Annotated in this window: 10 protein-coding genes; all 10 read right to left on the bottom strand. The window is 65.4% G+C overall.

From position 1 onward, the window contains the following. Nucleotides 1–14: 14 nt before the first annotated feature. Entirely contained in the window at nt 15–662 is a 648-nt protein-coding gene (locus tag ABYB95_RS06710) for a nitroreductase (RefSeq protein WP_372657705.1), read from the bottom strand. 11 nt (nt 663–673) lie between these two features. Continuing rightward, the gene (locus ABYB95_RS06705; RefSeq protein WP_372657704.1) at nt 674–1,999 is read right to left on the bottom strand and encodes an NnrS family protein; all 1,326 of its coding nucleotides are present in this window, start codon (nt 1,997–1,999) and stop codon (nt 674–676) included. Next, nucleotides 1,996–5,565 carry an LAGLIDADG family homing endonuclease gene (locus ABYB95_RS06700; RefSeq protein ID WP_372657703.1) on the bottom strand — a complete coding sequence of 1,190 codons (3,570 nt, stop codon included), beginning with the start codon at nt 5,563–5,565 and terminating at the stop codon, nt 1,996–1,998. Before ABYB95_RS06700 ends, ABYB95_RS06705 begins: the two co-directional genes overlap by 4 nt. Before the next feature lie 18 nt (nt 5,566–5,583). Continuing rightward, nucleotides 5,584–6,834 (bottom strand): NAD(P)H-dependent flavin oxidoreductase, encoded by a 1,251-nt coding sequence (locus ABYB95_RS06695; protein ID WP_372657701.1) that lies wholly within the window; start codon nt 6,832–6,834, stop codon nt 5,584–5,586. Beyond that, complete coding sequence (locus ABYB95_RS06690) at nt 6,809–7,501, bottom strand: carbonic anhydrase (RefSeq protein WP_372657699.1); 693 nt, start codon at nt 7,499–7,501, stop codon at nt 6,809–6,811. The genes ABYB95_RS06695 and ABYB95_RS06690 overlap by 26 nt, the downstream gene beginning before the upstream one ends. A gap of 150 nt (nt 7,502–7,651) precedes the next feature. Further along, nucleotides 7,652–8,488, bottom strand: a complete 837-nt coding sequence (locus tag ABYB95_RS06685) for a peptidylprolyl isomerase (protein WP_372657698.1) — start codon at nt 8,486–8,488, stop codon at nt 7,652–7,654. Nucleotides 8,489–8,505: 17 nt separating this feature from the next. Beyond that, nucleotides 8,506–9,237: a respiratory nitrate reductase subunit gamma gene (gene narI, locus ABYB95_RS06680; RefSeq protein WP_372657697.1), complete on the bottom strand. Its 732-nt coding sequence runs from the start codon at nt 9,235–9,237 to the stop codon at nt 8,506–8,508. Then, entirely contained in the window at nt 9,234–9,914 is a 681-nt protein-coding gene (narJ, locus tag ABYB95_RS06675) for a nitrate reductase molybdenum cofactor assembly chaperone (RefSeq protein ID WP_372657696.1), read from the bottom strand. Before narJ ends, narI begins: the two co-directional genes overlap by 4 nt. 136 nt (nt 9,915–10,050) lie before the next feature. Beyond that, on the bottom strand, nt 10,051–11,583 hold the full coding sequence (narH, locus tag ABYB95_RS06670) for a nitrate reductase subunit beta (RefSeq protein ID WP_372657695.1): 1,533 nt from the start codon (nt 11,581–11,583) through the stop codon (nt 10,051–10,053). Nucleotides 11,584–11,720: 137 nt separating this feature from the next. Further along, nucleotides 11,721–13,851: nitrate reductase subunit alpha (locus tag ABYB95_RS06665; RefSeq protein WP_372657694.1), on the bottom strand; the 2,131-nt coding region annotated here is incomplete at its 5' end.

Here is a 13,851-nt window from a genome sequence, read left to right as displayed (position 1 = left end):
GGTGTGGCGCGCGCTCACGGCGCAGGCTCGCCCAGAATGCGCACATAGTCCGCCACGGCGGGGCGCGCGCGTGCCGGCTTGCGGGACAGCACGCTGCCCACGCTGATGAAACACAGGGCTTGCTCGGCGGCTTGCAGTTCAAAAAGACGGCGCAGCGGTTCGGACTTCAGGGCCTTGCCACTGGTCAGGGCCGAGCCATAACCCAGAGCGGTGGCCATGAGCAAGAGGTTCTGCACCGCGCACCCAGCCGAGAGCACGCGCTCGTTCCAGTCCACGCTGGCGTCGCCCCGCTGTGCGTCCACCACCACCAGCATCAGCAGCGGGGACCGGTGCGCCTTCTCGTGCGCTTGTGCTTGCTGCTCTGCGGTGGCGCTGGCGTCGCGCTCCAGCAGCGCCTGCACGAACACCTGGGCCAGCGCTTCGCGCCCATGGGCAGGCACGATCACGAAGCGCCAGGGCAAGATCTGCCCATGATCGGGCGCGCTGGCCGCCGCTTCCAGAATGGCCTCCAGCTCCAGCGCGTCGGGGCCGGGCGCCACCAGGCGCTTGGGCAAAACCGTTTGCCGGGTCCGCATCAACTCTGCGGCCAGCGCATCGGTCCCGCGGTGGCCCGTCTCGCGCGCGGGCGGGTTGGCGGTCAGCAAGGCGGGTATGGTGCTCATCGTTTCCCCCTTCATCCAGGTCGTCCATCGGCACGAGCCCGACCATACCAGTTGGCCAGGCGAGCGCCCCAGACCAGCACGACCACGGCGAACAACACGGCGGCCAGCGCCAGCGAACCCGCAGGGGCCACCGGCAGATCGGCCACGATGCGCAGCACGGTCGCGGCCTGCAGCAGCCAGAACAGCGTCCACACCAGTTGGTCGGCCACCAGGGCGCGGCCGCTGTGGCCACAAGAGACGCGGGTCACCATGGCCAGGATCAGCGAACCCAGAAAGCCCATGGTGAGGGCGTGCAACGCACCCAGGCCCAGCACCGGCACACCGGTGCGCAAGCCCAGCAATTGGGACAGCCCGGCCAGCACAAAGGCCAGGCCGAACCAGACGAAGCCCAGGTGCAGCATGGCCAGCAAGCGCTGCCGCAGGCTTTGCACCAAGCCCCAGGCAAAAGCCACCCACAGAATGACGCTGCCCGCCGCCAGCTCCAGCAGACCGCGCGCCAGCATCCAGCCCCGGGTGCTGGGCCATCCCGCCACCTCACCCCAGGCGGCCAGCGCTTCAAACACCGCCGCCGCGAGCAAGACCCCGAGCAACCAGAACGGCCGCCACGCCTGCACCATGGGCATGGCGCTGGAGGTGAAAAACGGGATCATGCGGTGCGCCACCGCCACGTAGGTCACCACCACAAAGCCCCAGAGCCCGGTGAACACCGCAGCCCGCGCCACCGGGTAGGCACCCAGCACCAGCGCCAGCAGCATCACCGCCAGGCTGGCGCAACCCACGAGACCCGCCACGCCCACCACCCGCGCGTGCAGCTGGTCGCTGGCCTGGCTCTGGCGCAACAAGCGCCAGAAAAGCATTTGCGTGATGAGCATGCCGATCCAGGCACAGGCCGCACCCGCGTAGGCCAGACCGGCGCTCACATGGCCGCCCACCACCCACACCAGCCAGCCAGCGGCCTGCAAAGACAAAGGCCACCACATGGCACGGGCTGGGGGTGGCGCCACGCCCAGCCATTTGGGTCCGGCGGTGAAAAGAAACCCAGCGAAAAACAGCGGCATGAACCCCAGGCTCATGACCGCTGCATGCACCACCGTGGGCGACAAGGCATAAGCCAGGCCCGGGCCAAAGCCCACTCGGTCCAACTGCACCAGGGCCCACCAGCCAGCGGCAAAGCCCAGCACCAGAACGGCCAGAAAAAAACCGAACCGGTGGGGTGCTTGCACCAGCATGGCCACGCGCCAGCGCCGATCCACCGCTGGTGCACCGGCTGGAATCGACGCGCCCGCCCGCACCTGGCGCAACGGAATCACAGGCTTGGACAGCGGCGTTGGCTTCATCCACACACCCCGAGGTGGCCGCAAGACGTGCAGTGGTCGCAACCGTCCCGGCGGATCACGGCGTGGGCACCGCATTCGCTGCATTTTTTACCGGCCATCAACGGCGTGGCACCGGCCTGGACCTGGGCCTCTGGCGCCAGCGAGAGCACCGCGCCCGACGCCTGCTCGGCACGGCGCGCGATCAGGTTCTGGATCGCAAACGCCATCGCCGCCACTTCGGAGTCGTGCCACATGGGCACGCGCGTGCCATCGTCTTTCTGGTGCGTGCCCAGGCGCACCGGTCCCCGGTCCCAGGCCACCTTGCGCATGTCGCGCAAGGCGCGGTCGAGAAAGCCGCCGCGTGCCGCCAGCGAGAGCAGGCGCATGCTGGACGTGATCCATTGCTGCGACTCGCCACTTTGCCCCACCGGCATGAAGAACTCAATGGCGCGCTCCACCGTGTTGTTGCCGTCGCCGGTTTCCATGGGCAAAAAGGACACCACCATGTACAGCGTCTTGTGGCCCTCTTGCGTCCAGTATTCGATTTTTTCCGCCACCGCCGACAGCGCGCCCTTGGGTCGGCTTTCGATCACGCTGCGCATCGGGTCGGCCACCGCTGCGGGCGGCGCTTCGGCTTCGGCGGGTGCGCTGCCGGTCTCCAGCACCGAACCCAGAATCGCATTCGGCCGGTAGGTGGCCAGGCCCTTCAGGCGTGCGCCCCAGGCCTGCTGGTACAAGCTCTTGAAGTCCTCGAACGGGTAGTCGGCTGGCACGTTCACGGTTTTGGAAATCGCGGTGTCCACAAAGGGCTGCACCGCCTCCATCATCGCGATGTGGTCTTGTGCGAGCATGGCCAGCGCGCTCACGAAATAGTCGGGCAACCGATCGGTGTCGCCCCCGAGTTCGCGGTACAGGCGCCAAGCGTGGTCTTCCACCGCGTACTCGGTGGTGCTGCCATCGGCTTCGCGTTTTTTGCGCCGGTAGACCCAGGAGAACGGCGGCTCGATGCCGTTGGAGGCGTTGTCGGCAAAGGCCAGGCTCACGGTGCCGGTGGGCGCGATGGACAGCAGGTGGCTGTTGCGTATGCCGTGGGTGCGGATCGCGTGCTGCAAGTCGGCGGGCAGGCGGCTGGCGAAGGTGCCGGGGGCCAGGTAGGCCTCGGCCTCGAACTTGGGAAACACGCCTTTTTCCTGCGCCAGCGCCACCGACGCGGCGTAGGCCGCGTTGCGCATGCGCTCGGCGATCTGGGCCGCCATGGCCACGCCTTCGGCGCGGTCGTAGCGCAGGCACAGCATGGCCAGCGCATTGCCCATGCCGGTAAAGCCCACGCCGATGCGGCGCTTGGCGGCCGACTCTTCGCGCTGCTGCGGCAAGGGCCAGAAGGTGAGGTCGAGCACGTTGTCCAGTGCACGCACCTGGGTCGTGACCGCCGCTTCAAAGCGTTCGAAATCGAAAGAAGGCACGCCCCCAAAACCGAAGGGGTAACGCACAAAGCGCGTCAGGATGACCGGACCGAGATCGCAGCAGCCGTAGGGCGGCAGGGGTTGTTCGCCGCAGTTGTGCACCACCAGGCCGTTGGCGTCGAAGGCGTGTACCTCGGCCACGGTCACGTCGTACACGGTCTCTTCGCCATCGGCCTGCAGCGACGCGACAGTGGCGGTGAACCTTTCGCGGTTCAGGCCACGCCGGTAGGCGCCCTGGGCGGCATCCAGGCGCGCGGCTTTGTCGCTGTCCTCAAAGCCAATGCATTCGGCAAACAGCGGCAGGTTGTCGCCGCTGATGATCAGTTCGTGCTGCGCCTGGGTCGGGTAGTCGGCGCTGCCACCTTGCCCGTTCGGCAAAGACCTCACGGCGGCGCCCCGGCGCTCGCGGCACAGCGTGGACACGATACCCAGACGCAACAACATGCGCTGCACGGTTTGCAGCAGCGCCTCGTCGCTTTGCGACAAGCGCACGCTCACCCCCTTTTGCTGCGTGCCCTGCACGCTGCCGTCGGCGTCGAACAAACCGCACAACAGCCCCCGCACAAAATCGGAGCCCTGCCGCTCCATCGCCGGCGTGATGGTTTGGTGGCCCGGTGCCATGCCCAGCCCCAGCGCCAGATCGCGCAGGGCCGCACTGGCCAGGCGCGCTTCACCACGGCCCGCCACCGGTCGCTGAAAACCTTTGAAATCCGCGCGGTGCGGCAAGGTGGCGGCGGCTGCTTCGGCGGCCCGCACGATGCCGGCGGCACCGGTGGTGGCATAGGCCACGGTGTCCTGCCCCACGGCGCGCAGTTCCGGCGCCCAGACCGACAACACGGCCTTGTCGCTCTTCAAGGTGCCATCACCCACCAGCAGGCCCAGCAAATAGCCTTGGGCCTGTGTGCCCGCACCGGCCCAACCCTGCAGCGTGCGGTGGTTGCCCAATACGATTTCATCACCGGGCTGGAGCTGGGCAGCCGGGGTCCAGTCGAGCTCCATGCCGTAACGGGTTTTGCGTGCCACGCGGCGCACCCGGTGATCGGCGGTGAGGCGCAGGCTGTGGCCTTCGTGGGTGCGCAAGCGCAGCACCGGCTTGCTGCCGGTGGCAAAAAAGCCCTGGCTTTGCAGCGCGTAGCTGCGGCCATCCACCACCGCTTTGAAATCGCGCCCGATCAAATCGGCCACCTGCTGCGGACCGGCTTCGGTCATGACCCAGGTATCGGCGGTGACGCAGGGATTCGTGGCCGCGATCGACTCGCAGTAGCGCAGGTTGTTGTCCTGGCGGATGTGGTCTAGAAACAGGATGCCGGGCTCGGCGAAATCGTAGGCCGAGCGCATCACCGTGTCCCACATGGCGCTGGCCGCCAGGGTCTGGTAGACCCACTGGCCGTCGCTGCGCTGGAACGCGCCGTTGGCGATCAGCTTGGCACCGGGCTTGGCCTTGTGCACCAGCTCCCAGGGCTGGTCGTCGGCCACGGCCTGCATGAAGGCGTCGGTCACGCCCACCGATACGTTGAAATTGTTCCAGCGCCCCGGCGTGCGTTTGGCGGTGATGAAGTCCATCACGTCCGGGTGGTCGATGCGCAGCACGCCCATTTGCGCACCGCGCCGCGCACCGGCGCTCTCCACCGTGGAGCAGGACTGGTCGAACACGTTGATGTAGCTGCACGGACCCGAGGCCATGGAGTGCGTGCCCTTCACCTCCGCGCCCTTGGGCCGGATGCGCGAAAAATCGTAGCCCACACCACCGCCCCGGCGCATGGTTTCGGCGGCTTCGCGCAAGGCTTCGTAAATGCCGGGGTAACCGTCCTCGTCCACGCCCTGTATGCAATCGCCCACTGGCTGCACAAAGCAGTTGATGAGCGTGGCCTGGATGGTGGTGCCCGCTGCGCTCATGATGCGGCCCGCACCGATGGCACCGGCGTGCAGGTTGTCGAGAAACTTCGCTTCCCACTCGGCCTGGTGCGCCGGTGGCTCCACCGAGGCGAAGGCCCGGGCCACGCGGCGGTAGAGATCTTCCACCCCGGTCTCGCCGGGCTTGAGGTACTTTTCAGACAGCACGTCCTGGCTGATCGGTTGGGTCGCGGTCAGGTCTTGCGGTCGTTGGTTGGGTTCGCGTTTCATATCGTGTTCCAGATGGGTTCAGGCGAACGCCGCCGGCCGGATACCGGCCAGCAGCCACAGCATCAGATCATGAACCGATCGGATTTCCTTGCCAAATGGCAGGGTGCCTGTGCCACGGAAAAAGAGGCCTTTTTGTACGTCGCCATCGAGCGCATGGCCCAGTTGCTGGTCGATGCAGAACTGCCCCATGGTGGCCACGCCATCGCGCAGGCCGCAGTGGGCCAGGCAATCCCAGGACATATTGCATTTTTTCTTGACATGCGCCACCGCCTGCAGCTTGGACTCGATGCGGATGTACTTGTCCAGCCAAGGCGTGCGCACGGCGCGCGCGGGCAGGCCCGCCACGCTGGTGAATTCCACCAGGTCCTCGGGGCGGGCTTGGGCCAGCACGCGCTTGAAGGCGGGATCGGCATCGCATTCGGTGGTGACGGCAAACGCGGTGCCCAACTGCACCGCCGACGCGCCCAGGCCCTGCAAGCGCCGTATGTCTTCCCGGCTGCCCACGCCACCGGCGGCGATCAACGGGATCTGGCCTTCCAGTCCGGCGGTCTTGAAGAAAGCCTGTACCTGGGGCAGCACCACGTCGAAGTCGAAACGCGGATCGTTCAGATCGGCCACTTTGGCCGCGCCCAGATGCCCACCCGCCAGTCGCGGGTGTTCGATCACGATGGCGCTGGGCAGACGGCCCTTTTTCTCCCATTTGCGCACGATCAGTTGCACGCCGCGCGCGTCCGACAAAATCGGAATCAGGGCCACATCGGGGTGGTCCTTGGCCAGCTCGGGCAGGTCCAGCGGCAGGCCCGCGCCCACCACCAGCGCGTCGGCGCCGCTGTGCAGCGCCTGGCGCACACAGCGTTCGTAGGCACTCAAGGCCTTCATCACGTTCACCGCGATCAGGCCCTGCCCCTCGGAGATCGTGCGGGCTTTCTGGATCTCGCGGTCCAGCGCCAGCATATTGGCCTGCTCGATCTGCTCGCGCGCATCCGGCTCCTTGTCCAGATGACCGGTTTGCGCCATCAGATCGGGGTGCAGGCGGCGCAGATCGACCGAAGACACCGTGCCCATGCCACCGGCGCGCGCCACCGCACCGGCCAGACCACCGGCAGAGACGCCCACGCCCATGCCACCTTGCACCACCGGAATGTGTTGCCGCCCGGCGAGCCGCCAGGTGTGGAGACCCGAATCGGCGGCCAGTTGCTGCAAGGCCGCGCAGAGATCCACCGCGCCACTGGGCCGGGCTGCGTCAGGCGGCGCTGATGATTTGTCCATCGTGTTCCACATAAGGTTGGTACGGCCCCGTGCCGCTGTTCGAGGCTAACGAAGCCGGTACGAATCCGCCTTGTCTTGCATCAAAGACATGGACTTCTCCGTCTTCGATCACGTAATGCCAACCGTGCAGGCTGAGGCGACCGGCTTCCACTTCGCGCCGCACCATGGGGTAGTCCATCAGGCGTTCCAGCTGCAAGACGATGGCGCGTTGTTCGGTGCGCCGCAGGGCTTCGGGGCTGGTGCGCACCGGCAACAAGGCCTCGCTGGCCAGCTTGAGCCAGGCCGTGAGCGCCACGGCTTCGTCGGGCACACCTTCGTAGGCGGCGCGGATGGCGCCGCAATGGCTGTGCCCGCACACCACGATGCGCTCCACCCGCAGGCTCAGCACACCAAATTCGATCGCCGCCGTGGTGCCGTGCAAGCCGTGAGAGCCGTCGTAAGGGGGCACAAACGCGCCCACATTGCGCACGATGAACAAGTCGCCAGGGTCGGCGCCGGTCAACAGATACGGCACCAGGCGCGAGTCCGAGCAGCCCAGAAACAGCGTCTTGGGGTGCTGGCCCTGCGACACCAGATCCTGAAAACGTTGCTGGTGCAGCGGGAAATAGTCCGAATGGAAATCCCGCAGGCGCAGCAAGAGATCGTCTTGTTCTGGCAATGTTTTCATGTCAGGAAACCAAAGTCTCGGTGTAACCGTGCCAGCAGCCAAGGGCGCCGCGGAACCGGCTCCGCCGGGCCGCCAGCGCCGCCCCCTGGAGGGGGTGACGCGCTGCAAGCGCGGCGCGGGGGTGGTTCACATCCACGCGCGGGGGTGGGTCTACTGAACCAGCGGCGAATCCGCGCCCTCCAGCACCAGGCCCTCGATCTGCGCTTGCCCCACCAGCAGGCTCATGTACTGGCGCAGGGCGCGGGTGCGGGCCTGCATCTGCAGCCGCGTCACCACCCGGTCCTGCGCTTCTTCAAACGTGAGCTGACGGCCTTTGCGCCGGCCCAGCACCTCGATGATGTGCAGCCCAAACCGGGTATGCACCAGACGCGGATGCACGCCCATGCCCCAGCGCGTATCGCTCTGGAAGAACAGCTCGTTGGCCAGCTCGGGGGCGCACTCATCGGGCGCCACCCAGCCCAGATCACCGCCTGTGGCACCGGTGGGGCAATTGGAGAGCTCTGCCGCCAGCTGCGCAAAATGCCCGACCGCGACTTCCTTGCGCGAGAGTTCAAGCAAGGCCTTTTCGGCCCGCAAGGACAAGGCGTGCACGTTCACGCCGGGTGTGACCGCGAACAGGATGTGGCGCACGTGCAAGGCCTGGCCCACCACGAACTGGTTGAGGTGGGCCTCGTAATACCGCTGGCACTCCTCTGGTGTGGGCGTGGGCGTCTGCACCTCGGCTTCGATCATCTCTTCGATCACCTGGCGTGCGTGCTCGTCGAGCTCGGGGGCCACCAGGCCCCCGAAGCGCGGCAACAGCCCGGCCTTCACCGCGTGTTGCCGCAACAGCTCGGTGTGCGCGCGCTCTTTCAGTTCTTGCGCATCGGGGGTCAGCCCGGGCTCGTGCAAGGCGATGCCGTTGACGCTGGCCACCGCTTCGGGCGACTGCCCGGCACATTGGCAAGAACCACCACCGCAACCGCTGGACGTGTTTTGGGCATTCATAGGGATTTCCTGTCGGTTCAATGGTTGGGCTTGCGGCTACCCAGCGGTTGGGTCGGGCGCACGCCCAGGCGGCGGCTGCGCACCACCTGGTAAGGACGCAGCACATAGGCCAGCGTGCCAAATCCGCTCCACACATGCACCAGGCGGGTGAAGGGAAAGATCAGAAAGATGCTCATGCCCAGGAACATGTGGGCCTTGAACACCCAGCTGGCTTCGGCCAGCAATTCGGGGGCGCCGCCACGGAAGGTGACGATGCGCTGCGCCCACTCGGCCAGCAGCAGCATCATGCCGCCGTCCAGGTGCTGGGCCGACAGCGGAATGGTGGCCAGACCCAGCGCGAACTGCAGCCACAACAGCCACAGCAGAACGATGTCGCTGGTTTTGGAGGTGGCGCGGATGCGGTCGTCGGTCAGGCGGCGGTGCAGCAGCAAGGAAATTCCGACAAAGCCGAACAAACCGAAGATGCCACCCGAGACCATGGCCATGAGCTGCTTGGCACCCGCCGTCATGAAGGGCTCGTACACGAAGTGCGGCGTGAGCATGCCCACGCTGTGGCCAAAGAACAGAAACAGTATGCCGACGTGGAACAGGTTGCTGCCCCAGCGCAACTGGCCTTTGCGCAGCAGTTGCGACGAGTCGCTTTTCCACGAGTACTGGTCGCGGTCGAAGCGGATCAGGCTGCCGAGGAGAAAAACCGTGAGGGCGATGTAGGGGTAGTAGCCGAACAAGGCGTTGTCAAGGGCGCTCATGCTGTGACTCCGGGCGCCGTGGCGGCGGTTTTGCGGACGATGTGGATCGGCTGCGTGGCATCGGGCCGAGCCTGGCCCTTGGTGCTGCAGCCGCCGAACGCTTCGGGTTCGGCCCAGCTTTCATCCATGGTCTCTTCGGGTTCGATGTGCACCGCCTGCACTTTCTGACCCGATAGCTCGAGCACCGCCGCCACCAGCGCGGCATAGGGGCTGCCTTTTTTCTGCAGACCGCTGAAGATCAGGGTCAGGATGTGGGCCATTTCGCCCAGGAAATCGTGCGCCAGCTGCGCCGGTTGGGTGGACGCGAATTCGAGCACCACGCACAGGTGGTCGGGCAGTTCTTCAGGGGACAGGAACAGGCCGGCCTTTTCGTAGGTCTGCGTCAGATCGACCAGAGCCGGGCCCCGGTCGCGCGAATCGCCGTGCACGTGTTCAAACAGGTGCAGCGAGGTGCTGCGGCCCCGGTCGAAGGTCTCCACGTAACGCGCCTCGATCTCGAAGCTGTCCCGCTTGGCCAGCTCGCTGGCCAGCGCGCGGATTTCATCGCGGCGGGGCGCCGGAATGGCGGCTTCGGCATCGATGGCCTCGATCAGTTCGGGCAGGTGCGCGCGCAGTTCGGCATGGGGGTAGCCCAGCAGCAAAGCCAGGACTCGCAGGGAATGGCGGTTGGGTTTCATATCAAAGAACTCCTTCGCGGAAATCGATCCGCAGCGAACGAGGGAACAAGGTCAAGAACGCCACGGAACCGTCTCTGCCGGGCCGTAGGCGTTGCCCCCTGGAGGGGGTCACGCAAAGCGTGGCGGGGGTGTTCATCTAGACCACAGACTGGATCGGAATCGTGCGGCGCTTGTCGCCACCAAACAGGCTCTGCTCCGAGGCGCCGTCCGAACAGCCGTTGCCAAACGAGAAGCCACAACCACCGCGCAGATCGAAGGTGTTCTCGGCGTATTCGCGGTGCGTGGTCGGAATGACGAAACGGTCTTCGTAATTGGCGATCGCCATCACGTGGTACATCTCTTCCACCTGGGCCACCGTGAGGCCGGCCTGCTCCAGCACCGCCAGGTTCTGCACCTGGTCCACGTGCTTGCCACGCTGGTAGGCGCGCATGGCCAGCATGCGCTCCAGTGCGCGCACCACCGGACCGGTATCGCCCGCCGTGAGCAGGTTCGCGAGGTACTGCACGGGAATGCGCATTTGCGAGATGTCGGGCAGTTCGCCGTTGATGCCAATCTGCCCGGCGTTGGCGGCCGAGGTGATGGGCGAGAGCGGCGGCACGTACCAGACCATGGGCAGGGTGCGGTACTCGGGGTGCAGCGGCAAGGCGACCTTCCAATCCACGGCCATCTTGTAGACCGGGCTGTTCTTGGCACCTTCCAGCCAGGCGTCGGGAATGCCGTCCAGCCGCGCCTGGGCGATCACCTGGGGGTCGTGGGGGTTCAGGAAGATGTCGAGCTGGGCCTGGTACAGGTCCTTTTCGTCTTCCACACTGGCGGCCTCCAGAATCCGGTCGGCGTCGTACAGCACCACGCCGAGGTAGCGGATGCGGCCCACGCACGTCTCCGCGCACACCGTGGGTTGACCGGCCTCGATGCGCGGGTAGCAGAAGATGCACTTCTCGGCCTTGCCACTCTGCCAGTTGTAATAAATCTTCTTGTAGGGGCAGCCGGAAACGCACATGCGCCAGCCTCGGCACTTGTCCTGGTCGATCAGCACAATGCCATCGTCCTCGCGCTTGTAGATCGAACCCGACGGGCACGAGGCCACGCAGGCCGGGTTCAGGCAGTGCTCGCACAGGCGCGGCAAGTACATCATGAAGGTGTTCTCGAACTGGCCCACCATGTCTTTCTGCACCTGATCGAAGTTGGCCAGGTTCGCGTCCTTGCTGCGCTTGGAAAACTCGCCGCCCAGAATTTCTTCCCAGTTCGGCCCCCACTCAATCTTCTCCATGCGCTTGCCGGTGATCAGGCTGCGGGGCCGTGCAGTGGGGGTGAACTTGCTTTCGGGTGCCGATTGCAGGTGGTCGTAATCGAAGGTGAAAGGCTCGTAGTAGTCGTCGATCTGGGGCAGGTTGGGGTTGCTGAAGATCTTCATCAACAGCGACCACTTGCCACCTTGCTTGGGAACAATCGAACCGTCGGCCTTGCGTACCCAGCCCCCGTTCCACTTGTCCTGGTTTTCCCAGTCCTTGGGGTAGCCGATGCCGGGCTTGGTCTCGACGTTGTTGAACCAGGCGTATTCCACGCCGGGGCGGTTGGTCCAGACGTTCTTGCAAGTCACCGAGCAGGTATGGCAACCGATGCACTTGTCCAGGTTCAGCACCATGGCGATTTGAGCGCGGATTTTCATTTGGGGTCTCTCTTTCTTTCAATCCCGTGACGCAACGAGCGAGGCAGTCCATTCCAGGGGCGCCGAAGATCCGGCTGTGCCGGTCGGATGGCGCCGTCCCCCCTTCAGGGGGGAAGCGGCGAAGCCGCGCAGGGGGGTCATGTCTGTACAGCGGCGGCTTCGCCGTCGAGCCAGTCGATCTTTTTCATCTTGCGCACGACCACGAACTCGTCGCGGTTGGTGCCTATGGTTCCGTAGTAGTTGAAGCCATAGCTGAACTGCGCGTAGCCGCCGATCATGTGCGTCGGTTTGGTCACGATGCGGGTCACCGAGTTGTGGATGCCGCCGCGCATGCCGGTGATTTCAGCGCCCGGGGTGTTGATGATTTTTTCCTGTGCGTGGTACATCATCACCATGCCGGGGTTGACGCGCTGGCTGACCACGGCGCGTGCGGCGATGGCGCCGTTGGCGTTGAACAATTCCACCCAGTCGTTGTCCTCGATACCGGCGCTCTTGGCGTCGTCTTCGCTGAGCCAGATCACGGGACCACCACGGTTCAGCGTGAGCATCATCAGGTTGTCGCTGTAGGTGGAGTGGATCCCCCACTTCTGGTGCGGCGTGATGAAGTTGAGGCTGATTTCCTTGTGGCCGTTGGGCTTGCGGTCCTTCACCTCGGCGATGGTTTTCAGGTCCACCGGCGGGCGGTAACTGGTCAGGCCTTCGCCGAACGCGATCATCCAGGGATGGTCGAGGTAGAACTGTTGGCGACCGGTGAGGGTGCGCCATGGAATCAGCTCGTGCACATTGGTGTAGCCCGCGTTGTAGCTGACCTTCTCGCTCTCCAGGCCCGACCAGGTCGGGCTGGAGATGATCTTGCGCGGCTGGGCCTGGATGTCGCGGAAACGGATCTTTTCGTCCTCGCGGTGCAGAGCCAGGTGCGTGTGCTCGCGCCCGGTGATCTTGCCCAGCGCGTCCCAGGCCTTCACGGCCACATGGCCGTTGGTTTCGGGCGCGAGCTGCAGCACCACTTCGCAGGCGTCGATATCGGTTTCGATCTTGGCCATGCCCTGTGTCACGCCTTCGGCCGTCACCTTGCCATTGAGCTCCACCAGCTGGCGCACTTCGTCCTGCGTGTTCCAGGCAATGCCCTTGCCGCCGTTGCCCACTTTTTCCATGAGGGGTCCGAGTGCGGTGAAGCGCTTGAAGGTGTTCGGATAGTCGCGCTCGATCACGGCGATCTGCGGCGCGGTCTTGCCAGGGATCAGTTCGCACTCGCCCTTCTTCCACTCCTTCACGTCAAACGGTTGCGCCAGTTCGGAGGGGGTGTCGTGCATCAGCGGCGTGAGCACCAGCTCCTTCTCCACACCCAGGTGGCCTACGCACACCTCGCTGTAGGCCTTGGCAAAGCCCTTGTAGATCTCCCAATCGCTGCGGCTCTGCCAGGCCGGGTCCACCGCCGTGGACAAGGGGTGGATGAAGGGATGCATGTCGCTGGTGTTGAGGTCGTTCTTTTCGTACCAGGTGGCCGTGGGCAACACGATGTCGGAGTACAGACAGGTGGTGCTCATGCGGAAGTCCAGCGTGACCAGCAGGTCCAGCTTGCCTTCGGGCGCCTTGTCGTGCCACGCCACTTCCGCCGGTTTGGCGTCGTCGGCGCCCAGCGCCTTGCCCTGCACACCGTGGCTGGTGCCGAGCAAGTGCTTCATGAAGTATTCGTGCCCCTTGCCGCTGGAACCCAGCAGGTTGGAGCGCCACACGAACATATTGCGTGGCCAGTTGTCGGGATGGTCCGGGTCTTCGCAGCTCATCTTCAGGCTGCCGTCTTTCAAGGCCTTGACCGCGTAGTCCTTGGGGTCCATGCCGGCGGCCTGCGCGTCCTTCACCACTTGCATGGGGTTGGTCTGCAGCTGTGGTGCACTGGGCAGCCAGCCCATGCGTTCGGCGCGCACGTTGTAGTCGATCAGGCTGCCACCGAACTGGGCCTTGTCGGCCAGCGGCGAGAGGATTTCGTCCACCCCCAGCTTCTCGTAACGCCACTGGTCGGTGTGGGCGTAGAAGAAGCTGGTGCTGTTCATCTGGCGTGGTGGGCGCACCCAGTCGAGTGCAAAAGCCAGCGCGGTCCAGCCGGTTTGCGGGCGCAGTTTTTCCTGGCCCACGTAGTGGGCCCAGCCACCGCCGCTCTTGCCGATGCAGCCGCACAGCATCAGCAGGTTGATCACGCCGCGGTAGTTCATGTCGGTGTGATACCAGTGGTTCATGGCCGCGCCGATGATCACCATCGACCTGCCC

Origin of the sequence: Hydrogenophaga sp. (assembly GCF_041633695.1) — a bacterium.
Classification (GTDB): domain Bacteria; phylum Pseudomonadota; class Gammaproteobacteria; order Burkholderiales; family Burkholderiaceae_C; genus Hydrogenophaga.
The sequence above is the reverse complement of the archived record's forward strand: the minus strand, read 5'-3'. Positions and strand labels throughout refer to the sequence as shown.

Coding starts and splice junctions, on each gene's coding strand:
- ABYB95_RS06710 (WP_372657705.1), bottom strand. CDS start 662: ATGAGCACCATACCCGCCTTGCTGACCGCCAACCCGCCCGCGCGCGAG.
- ABYB95_RS06705 (WP_372657704.1), bottom strand. CDS start 1,999: ATGAAGCCAACGCCGCTGTCCAAGCCTGTGATTCCGTTGCGCCAGGTG.
- ABYB95_RS06700 (WP_372657703.1), bottom strand. CDS start 5,565: ATGAAACGCGAACCCAACCAACGACCGCAAGACCTGACCGCGACCCAA.
- ABYB95_RS06695 (WP_372657701.1), bottom strand. CDS start 6,834: ATGGACAAATCATCAGCGCCGCCTGACGCAGCCCGGCCCAGTGGCGCG.
- ABYB95_RS06690 (WP_372657699.1), bottom strand. CDS start 7,501: ATGAAAACATTGCCAGAACAAGACGATCTCTTGCTGCGCCTGCGGGAT.
- ABYB95_RS06685 (WP_372657698.1), bottom strand. CDS start 8,488: ATGAATGCCCAAAACACGTCCAGCGGTTGCGGTGGTGGTTCTTGCCAA.
- narI (WP_372657697.1), bottom strand. CDS start 9,237: ATGAGCGCCCTTGACAACGCCTTGTTCGGCTACTACCCCTACATCGCC.
- narJ (WP_372657696.1), bottom strand. CDS start 9,914: ATGAAACCCAACCGCCATTCCCTGCGAGTCCTGGCTTTGCTGCTGGGC.
- narH (WP_372657695.1), bottom strand. CDS start 11,583: ATGAAAATCCGCGCTCAAATCGCCATGGTGCTGAACCTGGACAAGTGC.